The organism is Symplocastrum torsivum, assembly GCF_059505465.1.
Genome location: NZ_JCACKQ010000085.1, coordinates 1 through 17,697 on the forward strand (window position 1 = coordinate 1; position 17,697 = coordinate 17,697).

Here is a 17,697-nt window from a genome sequence, read left to right on the forward strand (position 1 = left end):
TGCTTACGCTCCACTCAGCGAAGCTGAGTTAGAGCGCATTAGTCTAAACGCCAGTTGGTGAAGAACACGAGGATATTAAAAGTACTCTTGGCTTGCTGTTAGAAGCTTACATGAGAGAAAAGGGCATCCGATTTTATAGACGTGGTGGATTCACTCTGGAAGCTCCTGGTTATGCCTCTGGTACACCCGATGAGTCTTACAGTATCGGCAGCAAAAAAGAAGTTCCTGATATTGTCATTGAAATCATCATCACCAGTGGCACTATCAACAGACGAGAGCTATACAAACCCAAGAAAGTTCCTGAAATTTGGTTCTGGAAGTCTAACCAACTGAGGGTTTTCCACTTGAACGAGGGGGAGTATGAAGAGGTTTCTCAGAGTACCTTTTTTCCAGATTTAGATTTAACTTTATTGCTGCGTTACATTGGGCATCCCGATCAGTACGATGCTGTGCAGGAGTTTCAATCAGTGATTCAGGTTGAGTGCGCTGAGGGGAAGGTTTGAGTTAGGAGATCGCATTTTCTGGAATTATTGGAGATGGAATCTCGCTCAAGTTAGCTGCCAAATTTTGATTGTGTTGTCAGCACTCCCACTAGCGAGAGTACGACCATTAGTACCTACAAAAGCAACTGAGAGAATTGTCCCTGAGTGCCCAGAAAGGGTGTCGAGTAGTTCTCCTGTATGTGGATTCCACAGATGGATTTTTTGGTCTTTACCACCACTAGCAAGAACCTGCCCATCAGGGCTGATGGCAACAGCAGGGCTTGTGTGATGAGCATGACCATTATTTAGATGTTCTGTAAGAGTGCGTTGTAATTGTAATTCTCCGTCCTTCAGCTTCCAGACTTTGATTTTCCCGTTATCACTGCCACTAACGAGGATTTGTCCGTCAGAACTAATGGCTATAGAGCGAATAAAAAATAAGTCTGGAGTAGTTTGAAAATATTCTCCACTACTCAAATTCCAGATGATAATTGTTTTATCACTACTGCTACTGGCGAGAAACTGATCATCAGGGGTGAAGGCTACAGAAAAAACGTTTTCTGTATGTTGAGAGAATGTCTTGAACGGTTCCCCACTATCCAGATTCCACAATTTAACTTTCTTATCACTACTGCCACTAGCTATAGTATTACCATCAGAGCTGACTGCAACACCATAAACCCTTGTTCCAAATGGAGGTTGAGGGTTAGGGAGTGTGAGAGTCAGTTCTCCTGTAAGCGGATTCCATAGCTTGATAGTCTTATCTTCACTGCCACTGACAAGAAGCTGACCATCAGGACTAATGGCAACAGAGTTCACTAAATCTGAATGCTCAGAGAGGGTGCGAATCACTTTTCCTGTAAGCGGATTCCATAGCTTGATTGTCCTATCAGCACTCCCACTAACAAGAATCTGACCGTCTTGGCTAGTAGTGATAGAGCGAACTGGGTTAGCATGACCCTCAAGAGTATGCAAACAGCTCCATTTATAGTCTGGTTGAGGTTCAGGAGGGTCATTAGCTACTGAATTAGTAATAAGATTAGCAAGAGTATGAAAAACTCTTTTTGCATCATCAATACGACCTTGATCGAGATAGAGACCATGAGCTTTTTCTAGATCATTTTTGGCTTCCTGTGCATCTCCTAACTTAGATTAACCAATACCTCTACCTTCATAAGCATCAGCATGACAATTGGGAACAGGCTCAATATCAATAGCTTTATTAATCGCTTTAGTATAATTTTCAACTGCCCCTTTATAATTCTTTTCTTCCATACATGAATTGCCAATTTTAATATCAATCTCAGGGTCATTGATGAGAGTTTTTATATAACTTTCTAGTCCCATACCATACAATAAATTATTTATAGTGAGTTTTACCAAGCTTTTTCCATTACTCATCTCCTTCTCTATTTCATTTTTGTTAACCATTGTATGAATGGAATCAGTTGGTAAAAAGCCAGCTATTATTGGTTTGTATTCATGTTTGAATTCATCAAAGTTTTCGAGTTCACAATCTTCTTTATGTAGCAAGACACATACTATTGCTTTGTTTTTCTCTATTTCCTCTGAGTCAATCAGCCATTTGACTTCATCAGCCTTACCATAGCGTGTTTTAACCTGTATGCCAATTGTATGATAGGAGTTTACAGTAAGGTCTACCTTTCCATCTCCACTTTCCGGAATTATGTCATATCTAACGCGAGACACTAAATCTCCTAGGCATTTTTCTACAATTTTTTCACCTAATTTGCCCTTCACGTTATTTTTGAATACTTCTTGAGGAGCAGCCTTCCTAAATTTATCAACCATGTCCCAGCAATACTGCCTAATATCTCTTAAATCTTTACCTGATATAGTTTTTATTTCACCAAATTTACCTTGTTTGTCATAAGAATATAAATTTTCCAAACCATCCTTGAGTCTACCTATAAAATGGTTTTGTTGATCTTTCAGTATTTTTGTCTCGTTCATTCCATTCATATCTAATCTCCTACAGATAGATTCGTAACTACAACTATTATGCAGTTTGTCTACGTTGGAGACTTTCAGTAAATATACGCAAATTATAAAAATGCAAAATAAAGAAATGTGGGAAAATTGCTTGAAGTCACTTTATCCTCATCGCCGTTTTGAAGTGTGCTGTAATCGGGATGACTACACTGTTGTTGTGATGTTCTATCAGCTACGCACCAACTCTTAGCAGGTTTAGAGTTCAAATCTCCCTATTAAGATTTGCATACTTGCTTAAAACCCGCCTAAACCCAAGTGGTACAATCCTCAACCATAGCTAGGGGTGCCTGAATCACCAGGCTGAGATAGTCCCTTAGAACCTGAGACTGGGTAATACCAGCGGAGGGAAGCTGTTTTTAGAGGAACAATATATGCGGACTGAATGGATCGCCAAGCGAAAGGGCGAGAGCAATGTGTCACAGATGCACTATGCTCGTCAGGGTGTGATTACTGAAGAAATGCACTACGTTGCTCAGCGGGAGAACCTGCCACCTGAGCTGATTCGAGAGGAAGTGGCGCGGGGGCGAATGATTATCCCTGCCAACATCAATCACACCAACCTAGAGCCAATGTGCATTGGTATTGCCTCCAAATGTAAGGTGAATGCCAATATCGGAGCCTCCCCCAACTCTTCCAATCTGGATGAAGAGGTTGATAAGCTGAAACTCGCAGTGAAGTACGGTGCTGATACCGTGATGGACTTGTCCACAGGCGGCGGCAACTTGGATGAGATTCGCACAGCAATCATCAATGCCTCACCTGTGCCAATTGGGACAGTGCCAGTGTACCAAGCCCTAGAAAGTGTCCACGGTACGATTGAAAAGCTCACCCCCGATGACTTTCTCCATGTGATTGAGAAACACGCCAAGCAGGGGGTAGATTATCAAACCATCCATGCGGGGATTTTGATTGAGCATTTGCCCTTGGTGAAAAATCGCCTTACGGGAATTGTCTCTCGTGGCGGCGGCATTCTTGCCCGGTGGATGCTGCATCACCACAAGCAGAACCCGCTCTACACCCACTTCCAAGACATCATCGAAATCTTCAAAAAATACGATGTCTCCTTCAGTTTGGGAGATTCACTGCGTCCTGGTTGTACCCATGATGCTTCTGATGCCGCTCAATTGGCGGAACTGAAAACTCTTGGACAATTGACTCGTCGCGCCTGGGAACATGACGTACAGGTGATGGTGGAAGGGCCAGGTCATGTGCCGATGGATCAGATTGAGTTTAATGTCAAAAAGCAGATGGAAGAGTGTTCGGAAGCACCCTTCTATGTACTAGGGCCACTGGTAACGGATATTGCCCCTGGTTATGACCACATCACCTCTGCAATTGGTGCAGCAATGGCTGGGTGGTACGGTACGGCAATGCTTTGCTACGTGACACCAAAGGAACACTTAGGTTTACCCGATGCAGAAGACGTGCGAAATGGCTTGATTGCCTACAAGATTGCCGCTCATGCAGCAGATATTGCACGGCAGCGTCCGGGGGCACGCGATCGCGATGACGAACTCTCTCGCGCCCGCTACAATTTCGACTGGAACCGCCAGTTTGAACTCTCCCTCGACCCCGAACGCGCACGGGAATATCACGACGAAACGTTGCCCGCAGATATCTACAAAACCGCTGAATTCTGCTCAATGTGCGGTCCAAAATTCTGCCCCATGCAGACCAAAGTTGATGCCGATGCTTTGACAGAACTAGAGAAATTTCTCGCTAAAGAAGCCGTCAGTCAGAGCTAAAACTCCCTAGGACTTCTAGGCAAAACATTCACATCATCCTGCCTAAGATTCTCTAGTGAATCACACTTGCGGTAGATGGGTGAATTACCTAGAAGTCCTTAGAGTCGTACAATTCCCCTAAGCTTGATAGGCTAACCAGCCATGGGACGACTCAACTTTTTCAACCTAACTTTATTCAACCAAAAGCCGTGGCTTTAAGCTGATATCTGCCTCCAGCGCTCCTGAATGTCTGCAATCGAAAACACAGCTTGAAACTTCAAGCCTGCTGCCTGGTAAAACTCGACTCCTCCTTGCTGTCGGTCTACCAGCGCAATCACCTCCTCTACTTTATAACCAGCATTTCTAAGACGCTCTACAGCTTTCATTGCTGACTGCCCTGTGGTGACGACATCTTCCAAAACCACCACCTGCGCTCCCTCTGGTAGAGTTGGTCCTTCAATATATGCCATCGTGCCATGCCCTTTCGACTCTTTACGAACAATGAGCGCAGGGATTGGTCGGTTTTCTAATGCAGAAATAACACTAACCGCACTTACAATTGGGTCTGCTCCTAAAGTCAAACCAGCAACCGCATTGGTATCACTCGGCAATAGGGATAAGAGCAAACGCCCAACAGCCAATGCTCCTTGAGGATGGAGTGTTACCTGCTTGCCATTAATGTAATAAGAACTGCGTTGCCCTGAAGAGAGAACAAAATCACCTTCTTTGTAAGCTAGTTCGCAAAACAAATCCAGTAATAACTGGCGCAGGGAGGTTAAATCAGTTGAGAGGTCTAGGTAGAGGGTTTGGTGAATTTTGTCAATCATTAAGTTACAGCAAATAAAATTTAAGAATCAGCAAACGCCGAAAATTTAGCCAATACTATACTTAACTCAAATATCAGATAGTATTGAGAAAAAGTGTGGGTGAGTAATTATGCAAGTACCGTTGAAAAAGTTGCTCAGTGCCTTATTTGTTGCTGCTGCTTCCAGTGTATTGGCTTCTGCTGCCACAGCACAAACTAACACAGCACGCTTTCAGCCGATTCGTATCGAGACAATTCCAGAGACTTTTAATCGCGCTTTTTTCAACGATTCTGGAGACTTTTACACTAACCGTTCAACCGGGCGTCAAATTGATTTCCTTATTGGTCCTGGACTACCAGGGAACGCGGCTTTTCCAGAGATTGAAATTGAGCGGGATGCCGCACTCATCAACACTATTTATACCTCTGCAATTTACCAGCAGGGTGCTACTGGTCCCGTGCTTCGTACTCCTGATCTACCGAATCCATACAATACTAGCGTTCTAGTACTGCCTATAACTCCTGGTCGTTTCGGCAGCCCGGTAGAGGGGAGTGAATTTTTCTTAGAAACACTGCCACCTCAGTAACTCGGTTGTAATGGTTATGAAAGGGGCGAACTTCTAATCCAGGGTGCAGGAGTTGAACCTGCCTTGGGCGAATTATGAGTTCGCTGCCTCAACCGCTCGGCCAACCCTGGTTACTGTTCACTTACTATTGTAAGCTGAGTCGGGTAACAGAAGGCAGCTAATGACAATGCCTAGTTTCGGGAAAGCCTTCATCAAGTCATAAAATTAAGTAACATGTCTGTCTCTTTAAAGAGATTGAGCCTGTTAGAACACAGTGATTGACTAGCTTCCAGATGCAGCAATTTTTAAAGGTTGCCTTCTCATTTTAAGGAAACCCAACTCAAGAGAGTTGACTTTTTTGGAATAAATGCTAGAACAGACATCTAAAGCAGCGACGGCTTGTTTGTTGCGGCATCAAGTCATGCTAACTGATGGTTCTTGTGTCAAATGGCTGTGAGCTGTAAAACAGGTATAGCCTACAGTCAAGTTGTGCGGCAAATTGAAGTAAATTAAATCACTGATGAAACTAAACTCAACTGTAGCGCTTACCTTAATTTTGCTGGCAATGATGTTAGGTGCTGGATTTGTGAGTGCCATGTGGGGATTTACGGTTGGTCATGAAGCTCTTAAAGGCGTTACCCAGCCAGACGTTCGACCAACCAAAAAACTGGCGGACAACCAGAATGCTGCTTCTGGCAAAGAAGGGGTAGCAATTTTGCGCGAAGAGGATATCTTACTCAACGTTAAGGAGTACATCAAAAACAAGGGCGAAAGCTCTAAGCCAACGGATAAGGAGGATGAGCAAGCGAAGAACACTGAGACTAAGGAAGCTCAGGATAAGCCTTCGCCTGAATCCTTGACGACTCAGGCATCATTTACCAGTACCAATTCTGATCTAAAGTTACCGATTAAATCCCAGGATCGAGGGGTGACACTGGAGGTAAATTCTGCTGTTCAGCAGGGAGGTTCTTTATTGCTGAATGTTAGCTTGAAGAATGAAGGATCTGATGCAGTACGGTTTCTTTACAGTTTTTTGAACGTTACAGATGACCAAGGTCGCGCTCTCAGTGCGATTACAGAGGGTTTGCCAGGGGAAGTACCTGCCAATGGAGAGGCCTTTTCTGGCACAGTGAGTATCCCGTCAGCGTTAATCGAGGATGCCAAGAACCTTTCACTAACCCTGACAGATTACCCTGACCAAAAACTCCAGTTAAAAATGTCAGAGATTCCTGTAGCGAGGTAGACCATCAGGGGCAAGGTAAAAGTAACAAGTAACAATTGTTTTATGCCTGCCTTTTAACTTTTACCTTTCTTATGGTTGCTGACCTGATGGTTTTCCTAACAGTGGGTGTTTCTGTCAACCTTACCAGTCGGGACATTCTGCTGCGATTGTTATCAGTCATACTATTGATTGCAATCAATGCTTTTTTTGTCACGGCTGAGTTTTCGATGGTTTCGGTGCGGCGATCGCGTATTAGCCAGTTGGTAGACGCAGGCGATGTTCAGGCGAAAACTGTCCAATCCCTACAACGGAACATCGACCGCTTACTTTCTACCACTCAATTAGGAATTACCCTCTCAAGTTTGGCACTTGGTTGGATTGGTGAGAGTACGATGGCAACCCTGGTGGCGGCGGTAATTGCACAACTGCCACTACCACGGGATGTTAAGCAGGTTATTGCCCACTCTTTGTCGATCCCGATCGCCTTTTTTCTGATTGCCTACCTGCAAATTGTCTTAGGTGAACTCTGCCCAAAATCCGTTGCGCTAATTTACTCAGAACAGTTGGCGCGGTTTCTTGGGCCTTCTAGCCTTGCGATCGCACGTTTTTTCAAACCCTTTATCTGGATTCTCAACCAATCGACTCGTTGGCTACTGCGACTAGTTGGTGTTCAATACACAGGTCAAGGCTGGTATAACCAAGTAACACCAGAAGAGTTACAGCTAATCATTACCACCGAACGCGAGTCTAGTGGACTAGATGCCGAAGAACGAGAACTTCTCAATAATGTCTTCGAGTTTGGCGAGGTTTTGGCAGCAGAAGTTATGGTTCCTCGCACTAGCATTACCGCCATTCCCAGCAGTGCCCCCTTCCAGACCTTATTAGAGGAAATTGCGAATACAGGTCATTCTCGCTATCCAGTCACAGGCGAATCCCTGGATGACATTCGTGGCATTATCTACTTCAAAGAACTCGCTGAACCACTATCCCAAGGGCAGCTAACACCAGAGACACCGATTGAGTCGTGGATTCGTCCGGCTCGATTTGTACCCGAAATCATGCCCCTGAGTGAACTCTTGCCACTAATGCAGCGATCGCATTTAGTAATGGTTATGGTTGTGGATGAATTCGGCGGCACAGTTGGGTTAGTCACGCTTAAGGATTTGATTGCCGAAATTATCGGCGATAACCCTGAACCAGAAAGTAAAGAAGATCCAACAGTACAAATACTCGATGAACACACCTTCTTAGTGCAAGCCCAAATGGATTTAGAAGAAGTCAACGAGCTTTTAGATTTAAACATGCCCTTAATAGACGAATACCAGACTTTAGGGGGCTTCCTGCTCTATCACTTTCAGAAAATTCCTAGCCAAGGTGAAACCTTGCACTACAAGAATCTAGACTTGACCGTTGTGTCGGCCCAAGGACCACGCCTACACCAAATTCGTATCCACCGAAATGAGCAAACCCCTCAACTGCAAGATATCTCTATGAGTACCGTCATGCGAGTTATGACTTCAACTCAAGATACTCCAGTGGACAATGTCAAGAGTGATAGTAAGGACACGTCCTCTAAGAACTCAGACGAAGATTTTGAGGGGAATGTCGGCGATAGGTAGAGAGGAGGTAGGGAGAGCAGACGGAGCAGGGGAAGTAGGGGAGGTTATATAGCGGTTTCCTGGAGAGATGAGGTACAGCGGGAGGTGTGTGAAACTTGCGTAGAGAGCAAGGAAAACAAAAAAGCTGATAGCTGATAGCTGACGGCTTTCTGCTATATATTTGATAGCAACTTAGGGTGAATTACGCTCCTATTGCTTCATGCCTGAGTGCATAGGGAACTGGGTCTTTTAGTCCCAATTCAGCAAAAGCCGCAAGCCTCAACTGGCAGGAATCACAGACACCACACGCCTCGTCGCCACCTGTATAGCAAGACCAAGTTTCTTCCCAAGGAACACCAAGTCGGTTACCTAGCTCAATGATTGCTGTTTTCTTGAGGTTAATTAGAGGCGTGGCGATCGCAATTTCTTTTCCCTCACGTCCCTGTTTTGTTCCTAAATTAAAAACTGTCTGCATTGCCTGGATATAGTCAGGACGGCAATCTGGATAGCCAGAATAATCCAAAGCGTTGACTCCTACATAAACACGCTGTGCGCCTGTTGCTTCTGCATAAGACAAGCCGAAGCTCAAAAAAATTGTATTTCGTGCTGGAACATAGGTAATTGGAATGTTTTGAGACATCTGATCGAGAGAGCGATACTCTGGTATATCAATAGCCTCATCCGTCAGTGCCGAACCGCCCCACTGCCGTAGGTCAAAGCTTACGACTTGATGTTCCTGAACACCAGCACAACGTGCGATCGCTTTTGCTGCTTCTAGCTCCCGTCGGTGCCGTTGCTGATAATCGAAGGAAATAGCATAACACTCATACCCTTGTGATGCAGCTTGATACAAAACGGTAGAAGAGTCCAAGCCTCCAGACAACAAAATAACTGCTTTCAAAATAAAAATTCCTCATGCATAAGCGATTAACTTTACAGCCTACAACCTTCAAACTTTTGACTGTACTTAGCTCAATCGAGAACCGCTATGGTGACGAATGACTAATAATCCATAAAGTAATGGACAACCTAAAAACTGACACATTCCGCAATAATTCTAAAACTAATAAAATCACAATAAAAACAGCCTGACCGCTCTATAGACTTCCTTAATCAAAGGGAGCTGAGCAAAACTTTGGAATTCTTCACATTTAGAGGTGCTGTGGTACTATCTGGATGGTTTAAGGCGGCGAGAGAGTAAGTAAATCGACTTAGTTCCCGTGGTGGAGGAGCAGATAAGAGTGCAAGATAGAATGTGCCAAAGACATCCAGATACCCATGTGCAGCGCAATATGCCTCAACCAATCAGAATTGGTGTGATCGGCGTTGGTAATATGGGGCAGCATCATACCCGCGTTTTGAGTCTTCTAAAAGACGTGGAATTGGTGGGTGTGGCAGATATTAATGTTGAGCGGGGTTTGGATACAGCAAGCAAGTACCGTGTTCGGTTCTTTGAAGATTATCACGACCTTTTTCCCTATGTTGATGCTGTTTGTATTGCCGTACCGACGAAACTGCATCACGCAGTCGGGATGACTTGTCTACAAGCAGGAATTCATGTCTTGATTGAAAAACCGATCGCTGCCAGTATTGCGGAGGCAGAGTCGTTGGTGAATGCAGCCGCCGAATACAGATGCATTCTCCAAGTCGGTCATATCGAACGCTTTAATCCCGCTTTTCAAGAACTCAGTAAAGTTCTCAAGACAGAAGAATTGCTGGCGTTAGAAGCTCACCGCCTAAGTCCCTACTCCAACCGTGCAAATGATGTCTCCGTTGTCCTGGATTTAATGATTCATGACATTGACTTACTGTTGGAACTGGCAGCTACTCCTGTAGTTCGACTAACAGCGAGTGGTAGTCGTGCTTCTGATTCTGGGTATTTAGATTATGTGACTGCGAGTTTGGGCTTCGCCAACGGCATTGTCGCTACTCTAACAGCCAGTAAAGTGACACACCGTAAAATCCGTCGCATTGCCGCACATTGTAAGAATTCGCTAACTGAGGCAGATTTTCTCAACAACGAGATTCTGATTCATCGCCAAACGACAGCCAATTGTATGACAGATTATGGTCAGGTACTGTATCGGCAGGATGGATTAATCGAGAAGGTTCATACCAGTAATATTGAACCACTACACGCAGAATTAGAACATTTTGTCAATTGTGTTCGAGGTGGTAATCAACCTTCTGTCGGTGGCGAACAGGCACTTAAGGCGCTACGTCTAGCTAGTTTAATTGAGCAGATGGCTCTGGATGGGCAAGTTTGGCAATCCCTAGATAGGGAATCTCGTGAGATCAATTCGACAGTTGTAACGGTTTCTATTTGAGGAGCTAAATAGTCAGTCGCTTGTCGTTGTTTCAGTTGTAGGCAGTAGGGCTGTTGCTGCTAGCAATGGTGAAAGCGATCGCCCTATTATTTCACTAACGACCTGATTCCCTTTGGGACTCAGGTGGATATGGTCACGGTATAACGTCTGTGGCACTTCCGTGCGATTGAAAACGGGCAGAAAATCTAAATAGGTCATTTCTAGGTCTTTTATTAGCTCAGTGAGGCGTATACGCGCTTTTAGCTCATAGTCGCGTGAGCCTGGGTTGCCAATTTCCCGCAACAGTGGTGTCATTGCTAGTACCAACTCAGCACCATTGGCGTTGGTTAAGGTTTGAATTTGTCGAATCGCTTCTAAGTTGAAACCTACACGGTCACCGGGTTCTGCATTTACTGCATTCATCTCCGGTATCGAGGGAGGTTTCAACACATAGCGGTTAAACACTTCTGCTAAAGCAGTAGGAGGTTTGTGGTTTGGGTAGTTGCGATCGCGTCCTACTGGGATGGAAGTTGGTGCTGTCGCAAATAAGTCATCTGTATTAATGAGTAGCACTACCACTTGAGCATTGAATGTGCCAAATCGTTGTAAATACGCTAACTCATTGCGTGGCCCCCAAGAATTGGCAGAAGCATTCAGGACTTCTACTTGCTCAAACGAGCTTTTTGCCTTCAGGTTTTCGGGAGATGCTTTACACACCAAAGTCTTGAGTTGAGTAGCAATGAGCGCTGAAATTATCTGGTTTTGGTCTGTCCACCATGCCCCATTAGCGACAGAATCTCCCAGCAGCAACACCCGCAGTGTTGAGGCAGGTCGCATCATGCTGATAGTTGCACTCCGCATCGAAAACTCATTAATTGCAATGCGATTGCCAAATCGCCGTGTGCGTTGATTCGGTGCTAGTAGGTAGCCAATTTTCTCATCAGTGATGTAGATAGGTGGATTGCCGAAGCCCAGCAGCAATCGTAAGCTGGTTTCGAGAAACAGCAACAATCCGAATATCACTGCCAAAATTAGCAGCAAGAGTTTCACCGATGTTCTCCTTAGCTAAAGGAACCCTCTTTGGATAATGCTTGCGCTTTCATCTGATACCAATTTCTCTTTGTTAAATCAACCCTTTGAATTATGGAATAGCCTTCTTTGATCGCTAACCTAGACAAGGAGATATTCGAGTAGTTGCCTCGCTTTCACTAATAGAGGAGTTAAAGCAATATGTCAGACTTAAACCGTGGAATCATGAAGTTTAAGGGAGCCGATACTCCCATTGCGATCGCTATTTCGGCAGTGCTAGTTTTGGGTAGTATTGGATTCCTTGTGTGGTGGGCACTTCAGTCCGCTTACACTGCAAGCTAACTCAATCCAGCGTTCAAAGTAGTTGGTATCAACGCTGTCAAAAAAAATATAGAGTTTTGTGGTTAGTTGTGCTAACATTTATGTTTGTGGGACAAATGGGTCGATGCCCGAGTGGTTAATGGGGGCGGACTGTAAATCCGCTGGCTACGCCTACGCTGGTTCAAATCCAGCTCGGCCCACCACAAATACTTCTTTGCTTTGAGTCATGAACTGATTCTCCCTTTAGCTTAGTTCTGTATTCAAACACTCTAATCGCCCGTGTAGCTCAGTGGTAGAGCACACCCTTGGTAAGGGTGAGGTCGTGAGTTCAATCCTCATCACGGGCTTTTGAAAAATTTAGATGCAGTTGTACAGTTATCCTACATTGTTGAATTATTTGGCAATTGGGTTAAGTACGATGAGCAGGAAGATTTTGTGCCAGCTACTCAAGATGAACCTGGGTTGTTTATAGAGACAATTGGGGTAGAAACCGTTTATCCTCATCAATTAGTTTTAACTATTTCTGAGGAGTGAAACCTTGGGAGTGTGGGAACAGTTGACATCCTCCTTGCATGAGAACGGTACGAAATCTAGCGTTCAACTATGTCCATCCAATTAATATGAGTGCCTTAACCCTACAATTACCCCCAGTCCTCAAACTGACTGACGAGCAGTTTGAACAATTGGCGGCGGCGAATCGCGAACTGCGCTTGGAATTGACCGCTAAAGGGGAATTAATCATTATGCCGCCTACAGGTAGAGAAACAGGCGATTCCCTTCGGGATAGCTTCGCTTCACGCAATTTTGAGTTAGACGGTCAGCTTTGGTATTGGAACCGCAAAACTCGTCTTGGTAAAGCGTTTGATTCTTCTACAGGTTTTCGATTACCTCAGGGGGCGACTCGTTCTCCAGATGTAGCATGGATCAGAATGGAGCGATGGGATGCGTTAACGGCTGCCCAACGGAAGAAATTTTTGCCTTTATGTCCTGATTTTGCTGTAGAACTGGTTTCGGAAACGGATGATGTGGAAGAAACCCGGACAAAAATGCAGGAGTACGTTGATAATGGGCTACGTTTAGGGTGGTTGATTAATCCTAGAACTCGGCAAGTAGAAATTTATCGACCTAACCAAGCGGTTGAAGTGTTACAGTCTCCTGCGACGTTATCGGGTGAAGAGGTTTTACCTGGATTTGTATTAGATTTGCAACCTATTTTTGAATAGAGAGAATTGAGCGCTTAAGGCAGTGACAGCAATTAGTCACTGTACAGATAGCTAAAGCCGATGGGCGGATTTGAACCGCCGACCGTTCGATTACGAATCGAATGCTCTACCACTGAGCTACACCGGCACCAGTAGACTAATATAGCAAGCTTTATGGAGTATATTCAAATCTACATCCACTTACTGTGAGACTTTTTAACTCAAGAACGACTTGAGCCACGGTCAGATTTTCGTCGTCATGGCAAGATTGAGGCACATACGCACAACCCAACCAAATGGCAAACTCGACTTCAAAAAAGCGTAAGGCTAATTCCAAAGTTAACCCAGGACAGCTTAACCCAGAACAGTTTGCAAGATTGAAAGCTGAAACAAAAGCTCCCTACCGGGGTTTAAGGAAATTCATTTATTTTACTTTCGCAAGCTCTGGCTTTATTGGTGCTGTCGTCTTCCTCGCTCAGTTAGCGGCTGGCAACGAAGTTGCTACAGCCCTTCCTAACTTAGCTCTGCAAGTTGGTGTAGTCGCCTTGATGGTTTGGCTATTTCGCCTGGAACAACGAGGGGAACGTAAACCTTAAGGAGGAGTAGTTCGAGTAAAGATGCGGGTAAATTTATGAAAGAAGTTTTTAGTATTTTGGTCTCTGGTCACTGGGTGTAAGAGTCAGTCATATTACTTAACTTACTGACAGTACTCCCTGTCTCCTTGGCAAGCGACTAATTAACCTTTTCATTCTTGCCAATTTATTGCTCTACAGATACTTACCTCTGTCGAGTTCATCCGAAGCTATGGAAATCGAACAGCGACTAGGTCTATACCAGGTCTTTCTCAAGCTCTATGAGCATCATCGCGGCTTACTAGATGAGATTCTCCAGCTAGAAAAAACCAACTACAAAACCTTCGCTAGTATTGCTACTCGCTGTGTGACTGGCGTTATTCAAGGTCAAAGCGCCTATATTGTCAGCAACCTAGCCAATGGGAGAACCCAAACTCTACTTCAATCGCAAGGAATCTGGACAATTGGTCGCGATCGCCAACTGTCCATCCCTATTCCCGATCGCCGTCTGTCTCGGCATCATGCAGCGATTCAGTACATTCAAAACCAGGGTTTTTACCTTGTTGATCTCGGTAGTACGAATGGCTCTTTTGTGAATGGGGAACCTTTGCAGGGTCGTCGTTTGCTCAGAGATGGCGATCGCGTTCGGCTTAGTAACCTCACCTTTTCCTTTTTCCTGTGCAACGACACTCAAAGGTTAGACGAAACTCCGCCTGATATCTTGGCGAAACTGGCAACCCTTACGGAAGAAGTACCAGCTTTGCAATCTGTAGTCCGGAAATCACCAATGACTGAACAGATAGAACGTAAAGAGGAGACATCTCACTTTTTGCAAGAAGAATCCAACCTTAGAGGCTCAGTGCTGGAGGTTTCAATTCCCCAGTTAAGCCCTGCTCAGCAGTCAGATATTTTAGACCGCTTTTATAGCCGCCACATTCAAAGGGTAATTGAGCATAACTAGGGAAAGCGACAAGGGAAGATGAAAGGGAAAAGGGGATTGCCTTCTCCCTAACTTCTCACCTACCACAATTAGATTTCCTCGTACAGTTCTTCTTCCTCTTCAATTTCCACAGGCGTGACGGAGTTAGCTTGAACGACAGCGCCCATATCTAATTGCTCACGCACCTGGCGATCAACATTCTCAGCAAATTCAGGACGCTCTTCCATGTACTTAATGGTATTGTCACGACCTTGACCAATATTGTCGCCGTTGTAGCTGTACCAGGCTCCCTTGCGGTTAATTACACCTGTTTGTTCTGCCAAGTCAACTAAGCAGCCCAAGCGAGAAATGCCACTACCAAAGATAATGTCAAACTCTGCAATCCGGAAAGGAGGCGCGACTTTATTCTTTGCCACCTTGACTTTGGCACGGATGCCGTACTCGCCTTCACTCCCCTTCTTCAGGGTTTGAATCCGACGAATATCGAGACGAACCGAAGCATAGAACTTAAGAGCATTACCGCCAGTTGTGACTTCTGGGCTGCCGTAGGTAACACCAATTTTTTGGCGTAGCTGGTTGAGGAAAATGACTGTACAGCCAGATTTACCAATGTTTCCAGCGACTTTACGCAGCGCTTTACTCATCAAACGCGCCTGTAAGCCTACTTGGTTGTCGCCCATTTCGCCTTCAATTTCTGCACGAGGCACCAAGGCAGCTACCGAGTCAATAACGACAATATCGACAGCGGAAGAGCGTACCAACTGATCAACAATTTCCAGCGCTGCCTCACCATTATCCGGCTGGGAAACTAACAGGTTTTCAATATCAACCCCCAAAGCGGCTGAATAGGTAGGGTCGAGGGCGTGTTCCGCATCAACGAAAGCCGCAACACCTCCGGATTTTTGCACTTCTGCCACCGCGTGCAAGGCAAGCGTTGTTTTACCAGAACTTTCTGGGCCATAAATCTCAATGACTCGCCCTTTCGGCAAGCCACCACCCAAGGCTAAATCCAATGTAATTGCCCCACTGGAGATGGTTTCCACCTTCATCCGGGTGGCATCTCCCAAGCGCATGATCGAGCCTTTACCGAAGCTGCGCTCAATCTGGTTCAGCACCAGGTTTAGAGCTTTTTCCTTATCGGGACTATTTGTGATTTGGGTAGCCATTAATGCCTCAAGAAGTGGGGATAGGATGTGTTGGGAATTACCAGGTCAAGTCTTTCTATTTTAACGCTCAGCTCAGGATTATTGAAGGCAACGCCCTCCTGAAGTAAAATGCTGAAATTCTTTCAAATAAAGGCATACAGCTAGCTGAACCTTTCCAGATTCAGGGCTTTGGCAACTGTGTAGATATATTATTTTTTTGTAATTCTACCCAGTTGTACTCATCGCTGAACAAGCGCCGAGAAAGCTTGTGCCTTCTGCACTTTCGACGATGTAATTCTAGGAATTGCTAATGATAGCAGACACTTTATTCAGGTGACATCGAGATGATGGCTTAGGGTGAGTGTTTAATCTGTAGATTACGTAATTTCACTAGGTAGTTTAGTAAAAAAGATGACATTCTCTTTCTCCAATTCACTGGTTCCTGAGGTAACTCTGTCTGTAGCGGGGTTAACAGACTATATTCAGGAGTTGTTAGAGCAGGATGAGCAACTCCGGCAGGTTTGGGTCACTGGTGAAGTTTCTAGTGCGAATCGGCACCGAAGTGGGTTGTTTTTCACACTCCAAGACCCAGGGTCAAAAGCCTCGATTCAGTGCGTGGTATGGACTTCTCAGCTAAGCAAATTAGTGCAGTTGCCAGTCTCAGGAGAGCAACTGATTGTTTTAGGTAGTCTTCGGGTTTATCCACAACGGGGACAATATCAACTTAGTGTTTGGCAAGCCTTGCCTGCGGGTGAAGGGTTACAGGCGTTGCGATATCGGCAGCTACGGAATCGGTTGGAGGCAGAAGGGCTATTTGATGAAGAACGAAAGCGATCGCTTCCTACTCATCCTCAGATTATTGGTGTTGTCACGTCACCTCAAGCGGCGGCTTGGGGAGATATTCAACGCACTCTTAAGCGTCGCTATCCTGGTTTGCAAGTCTTGTTATCACCCGCTCAGGTGCAAGGTGAACTAGCGCCTGACTCTATCGTTGCCGCGATTGAGCGGGTTGAGCGAGATGAGAGAGCGCAATTGCTGATTTTGTCACGCGGAGGAGGAGCTTCTGAGGATTTGGCTTGCTTTAATGATGAGCGCGTGGTAAGAGCGATCGCAGAATGTTCAATTCCTGTACTGACGGGGATTGGTCATCAACGTGATGAATCTCTGGCTGACTTAGTGGCTGACGCTTATGCTCACACACCAACTGCTGCGGCAGAACTGGCAGTTCCAGAACTGGTGACGCTCTATGCTGAACACCAACAACGACAACGTGCCCTTGAGAACGCTGTGACTCAAGTTTTAAATACCTCGAATCATCACCTGCAACGTCTACAAGAGCGCTTAGGACGTTTACCTCTTGAGCGACAACTGCGGGACGAACAAAAAGCGATCGCTAAGCAACGTCAGCAATTGATGCAGGCAACATCACGCCGTCTACGTCAAGCTAGCCAACATTGCGAATTTCTGCGACAGAAACTAGCAACACTTGACCCTGAGAATGTTCTGAAACGAGGCTATGCGGTGGTACGCAGGGAAAACGGAACTATCGCTCGTTCAGCCACTAATCTAGTTCCTGGACAAGAAGTACAAATACAGCTTGGTGAGGGTCAAGTTAAAGCCAAAATCACAAAGATTCTGGATTAAAATTTGATGTCTCAGGACTTACGCTTTCTCCACATTTGAAGCACTAGGGCGTGTTTTCAAACTTCCCCATTAAATTCAGATCCCCCTAAATCCCCCTTAAAAAGCTATGCATTAGTCACATCTTTCTT

Annotated in this window: 18 protein-coding genes, 4 tRNA genes, 1 pseudogene and 1 riboswitch; of the genes and pseudogenes, 15 read left to right on the forward strand and 8 right to left on the reverse strand. The window is 45.2% G+C overall.

Going from position 1 to position 17,697, the window contains the following annotated elements; genetic code table 11:
- Positions 1 to 62: 62 nt before the first annotated feature.
- Positions 63 to 503 (forward strand): annotated as a pseudogene (locus tag AC5JL3_RS22540) (Uma2 family endonuclease); the annotation flags it as partial.
- 45 nt (positions 504 to 548) lie between these two features.
- Here AC5JL3_RS22540 and AC5JL3_RS22545 read toward each other — a convergent pair.
- Together AC5JL3_RS22545 and AC5JL3_RS22550 are read right to left on the reverse strand one after the other, a co-directional pair.
- Complete coding sequence (locus AC5JL3_RS22545) at positions 549 to 1,457, reverse strand: WD40 repeat domain-containing protein (RefSeq protein WP_496076613.1); 909 nt, start codon at positions 1,455 to 1,457, stop codon at positions 549 to 551.
- A 177-nt stretch (positions 1,458 to 1,634) separates the two neighbouring features.
- A complete protein-coding gene (locus AC5JL3_RS22550) occupies positions 1,635 to 2,465 on the reverse strand; it encodes a hypothetical protein (RefSeq protein ID WP_496076614.1) in 831 nt (276 codons plus the stop codon).
- A 91-nt stretch (positions 2,466 to 2,556) separates the two neighbouring features.
- Here AC5JL3_RS22550 and AC5JL3_RS22555 point away from each other — a divergent pair, with 91 nt between their 5' ends.
- Positions 2,557 to 2,685, forward strand: a complete 129-nt coding sequence (locus AC5JL3_RS22555) for a hypothetical protein (protein ID WP_496076615.1) — start codon at positions 2,557 to 2,559, stop codon at positions 2,683 to 2,685.
- A 79-nt stretch (positions 2,686 to 2,764) separates the two neighbouring features.
- Positions 2,765 to 2,860, forward strand: a riboswitch (TPP riboswitch).
- 6 nt (positions 2,861 to 2,866) lie between these two features.
- Positions 2,867 to 4,240, forward strand: coding sequence for a phosphomethylpyrimidine synthase (gene thiC / locus AC5JL3_RS22560; RefSeq protein ID WP_496076616.1), 1,374 nt, complete (start codon positions 2,867 to 2,869; stop codon positions 4,238 to 4,240).
- 194 nt (positions 4,241 to 4,434) lie between these two features.
- Here thiC and pyrE read toward each other — a convergent pair whose 3' ends face one another.
- Positions 4,435 to 5,046, reverse strand: a complete 612-nt coding sequence (pyrE, locus tag AC5JL3_RS22565; protein ID WP_496076617.1) for an orotate phosphoribosyltransferase — start codon at positions 5,044 to 5,046, stop codon at positions 4,435 to 4,437.
- Between the two features lie 109 nt (positions 5,047 to 5,155).
- Between pyrE and AC5JL3_RS22570 the strand changes: the two genes are divergently transcribed.
- Positions 5,156 to 5,611 carry a hypothetical protein gene (locus tag AC5JL3_RS22570; RefSeq protein ID WP_192219681.1) on the forward strand — a complete coding sequence of 152 codons (456 nt, stop codon included), beginning with the start codon at positions 5,156 to 5,158 and terminating at the stop codon, positions 5,609 to 5,611.
- Between the two features lie 37 nt (positions 5,612 to 5,648).
- On the opposite strand, the gene AC5JL3_RS22575 is transcribed toward AC5JL3_RS22570, so the two are convergent.
- Positions 5,649 to 5,721, reverse strand: a tRNA-Ile gene (locus tag AC5JL3_RS22575).
- A gap of 389 nt (positions 5,722 to 6,110) precedes the next feature.
- On the opposite strand from AC5JL3_RS22575, the gene AC5JL3_RS22580 reads away from it, so the two are divergent.
- Positions 6,111 to 6,833 (forward strand): hypothetical protein, encoded by a 723-nt coding sequence (locus tag AC5JL3_RS22580; protein WP_496076618.1) that lies wholly within the window; start codon positions 6,111 to 6,113, stop codon positions 6,831 to 6,833.
- Positions 6,834 to 6,904: 71 nt separating this feature from the next.
- The gene (locus tag AC5JL3_RS22585; RefSeq protein ID WP_496076619.1) at positions 6,905 to 8,431 is read left to right on the forward strand and encodes a hemolysin family protein; all 1,527 of its coding nucleotides are present in this window, start codon (positions 6,905 to 6,907) and stop codon (positions 8,429 to 8,431) included.
- 181 nt (positions 8,432 to 8,612) lie between these two features.
- On the opposite strand, the gene queC is transcribed toward AC5JL3_RS22585, so the two are convergent.
- Positions 8,613 to 9,311: a 7-cyano-7-deazaguanine synthase QueC gene (queC, locus tag AC5JL3_RS22590; protein WP_496076620.1), complete on the reverse strand. Its 699-nt coding sequence runs from the start codon at positions 9,309 to 9,311 to the stop codon at positions 8,613 to 8,615.
- A gap of 352 nt (positions 9,312 to 9,663) precedes the next feature.
- Here queC and AC5JL3_RS22595 point away from each other — a divergent pair, with 352 nt between their 5' ends.
- Positions 9,664 to 10,737, forward strand: a complete 1,074-nt coding sequence (locus tag AC5JL3_RS22595; RefSeq protein ID WP_496076627.1) for a Gfo/Idh/MocA family oxidoreductase — start codon at positions 9,664 to 9,666, stop codon at positions 10,735 to 10,737.
- A gap of 12 nt (positions 10,738 to 10,749) precedes the next feature.
- Here AC5JL3_RS22595 and AC5JL3_RS22600 read toward each other — a convergent pair whose 3' ends face one another.
- Positions 10,750 to 11,766, reverse strand: a complete 1,017-nt coding sequence (locus AC5JL3_RS22600) for an SGNH/GDSL hydrolase family protein (protein WP_496076621.1) — start codon at positions 11,764 to 11,766, stop codon at positions 10,750 to 10,752.
- 180 nt (positions 11,767 to 11,946) lie between these two features.
- Between AC5JL3_RS22600 and AC5JL3_RS22605 the strand changes: the two genes are divergently transcribed.
- The 5 genes from AC5JL3_RS22605 (at position 11,947) to AC5JL3_RS22625 (ending at position 13,289) form a co-directional block, all read left to right on the forward strand.
- Positions 11,947 to 12,087 carry a hypothetical protein gene (locus AC5JL3_RS22605; RefSeq protein ID WP_192219685.1) on the forward strand — a complete coding sequence of 47 codons (141 nt, stop codon included), beginning with the start codon at positions 11,947 to 11,949 and terminating at the stop codon, positions 12,085 to 12,087.
- Between the two features lie 97 nt (positions 12,088 to 12,184).
- Positions 12,185 to 12,269, forward strand: a tRNA-Tyr gene (locus tag AC5JL3_RS22610).
- 72 nt (positions 12,270 to 12,341) lie between these two features.
- Positions 12,342 to 12,413, forward strand: a tRNA-Thr gene (locus AC5JL3_RS22615).
- A 1-nt stretch (position 12,414) separates the two neighbouring features.
- A complete protein-coding gene (locus AC5JL3_RS22620) occupies positions 12,415 to 12,600 on the forward strand; it encodes a hypothetical protein (RefSeq protein WP_496076622.1) in 186 nt (61 codons plus the stop codon).
- 86 nt (positions 12,601 to 12,686) lie between these two features.
- Positions 12,687 to 13,289: a Uma2 family endonuclease gene (locus tag AC5JL3_RS22625; protein WP_496076628.1), complete on the forward strand. Its 603-nt coding sequence runs from the start codon at positions 12,687 to 12,689 to the stop codon at positions 13,287 to 13,289.
- Positions 13,290 to 13,344: 55 nt separating this feature from the next.
- On the opposite strand, the gene AC5JL3_RS22630 is transcribed toward AC5JL3_RS22625, so the two are convergent.
- Positions 13,345 to 13,416, reverse strand: a tRNA-Thr gene (locus AC5JL3_RS22630).
- A 148-nt stretch (positions 13,417 to 13,564) separates the two neighbouring features.
- Between AC5JL3_RS22630 and AC5JL3_RS22635 the strand changes: the two genes are divergently transcribed.
- Both AC5JL3_RS22635 and AC5JL3_RS22640 read left to right on the forward strand, forming a co-directional pair.
- The gene (locus tag AC5JL3_RS22635) at positions 13,565 to 13,864 is read left to right on the forward strand and encodes a DUF3493 domain-containing protein (protein WP_496076623.1); all 300 of its coding nucleotides are present in this window, start codon (positions 13,565 to 13,567) and stop codon (positions 13,862 to 13,864) included.
- 208 nt (positions 13,865 to 14,072) lie between these two features.
- Positions 14,073 to 14,801, forward strand: coding sequence for an FHA domain-containing protein (locus AC5JL3_RS22640; protein ID WP_496076624.1), 729 nt, complete (start codon positions 14,073 to 14,075; stop codon positions 14,799 to 14,801).
- A gap of 68 nt (positions 14,802 to 14,869) precedes the next feature.
- Here the strand turns inward: AC5JL3_RS22640 and recA are convergent, their stop codons facing one another.
- Positions 14,870 to 15,946 carry a recombinase RecA gene (gene recA / locus AC5JL3_RS22645; RefSeq protein WP_496076625.1) on the reverse strand — a complete coding sequence of 359 codons (1,077 nt, stop codon included), beginning with the start codon at positions 15,944 to 15,946 and terminating at the stop codon, positions 14,870 to 14,872.
- Between the two features lie 390 nt (positions 15,947 to 16,336).
- Between recA and xseA the strand changes: the two genes are divergently transcribed.
- Positions 16,337 to 17,569, forward strand: coding sequence for an exodeoxyribonuclease VII large subunit (gene xseA, locus AC5JL3_RS22650; RefSeq protein WP_496076626.1), 1,233 nt, complete (start codon positions 16,337 to 16,339; stop codon positions 17,567 to 17,569).
- The last annotated feature ends 128 nt before the right edge of the window (positions 17,570 to 17,697 follow it).

What these genes read in the sequence shown, in the direction of transcription:
- thiC (WP_496076616.1), top strand. Translation starts at nt 2,867, where the DNA reads ATGCGGACTGAATGGATCGCCAAGCGAAAGGGCGAGAGCAATGTGTCA.
- AC5JL3_RS22585 (WP_496076619.1), top strand. Translation starts at nt 6,905, where the DNA reads ATGGTTGCTGACCTGATGGTTTTCCTAACAGTGGGTGTTTCTGTCAAC.
- AC5JL3_RS22635 (WP_496076623.1), top strand. Translation starts at nt 13,565, where the DNA reads ATGGCAAACTCGACTTCAAAAAAGCGTAAGGCTAATTCCAAAGTTAAC.
- AC5JL3_RS22595 (WP_496076627.1), top strand. Translation starts at nt 9,664, where the DNA reads ATGTGCCAAAGACATCCAGATACCCATGTGCAGCGCAATATGCCTCAA.
- AC5JL3_RS22605 (WP_192219685.1), top strand. Translation starts at nt 11,947, where the DNA reads ATGTCAGACTTAAACCGTGGAATCATGAAGTTTAAGGGAGCCGATACT.
- AC5JL3_RS22570 (WP_192219681.1), top strand. Translation starts at nt 5,156, where the DNA reads ATGCAAGTACCGTTGAAAAAGTTGCTCAGTGCCTTATTTGTTGCTGCT.
- AC5JL3_RS22625 (WP_496076628.1), top strand. Translation starts at nt 12,687, where the DNA reads ATGAGTGCCTTAACCCTACAATTACCCCCAGTCCTCAAACTGACTGAC.
- recA (WP_496076625.1), bottom strand. Translation starts at nt 15,946, where the DNA reads ATGGCTACCCAAATCACAAATAGTCCCGATAAGGAAAAAGCTCTAAAC.
- AC5JL3_RS22555 (WP_496076615.1), top strand. Translation starts at nt 2,557, where the DNA reads ATGCAAAATAAAGAAATGTGGGAAAATTGCTTGAAGTCACTTTATCCT.
- pyrE (WP_496076617.1), bottom strand. Translation starts at nt 5,046, where the DNA reads ATGATTGACAAAATTCACCAAACCCTCTACCTAGACCTCTCAACTGAT.
- AC5JL3_RS22580 (WP_496076618.1), top strand. Translation starts at nt 6,111, where the DNA reads ATGAAACTAAACTCAACTGTAGCGCTTACCTTAATTTTGCTGGCAATG.
- xseA (WP_496076626.1), top strand. Translation starts at nt 16,337, where the DNA reads ATGACATTCTCTTTCTCCAATTCACTGGTTCCTGAGGTAACTCTGTCT.
- AC5JL3_RS22640 (WP_496076624.1), top strand. Translation starts at nt 14,073, where the DNA reads ATGGAAATCGAACAGCGACTAGGTCTATACCAGGTCTTTCTCAAGCTC.
- AC5JL3_RS22550 (WP_496076614.1), bottom strand. Translation starts at nt 2,465, where the DNA reads ATGAATGGAATGAACGAGACAAAAATACTGAAAGATCAACAAAACCAT.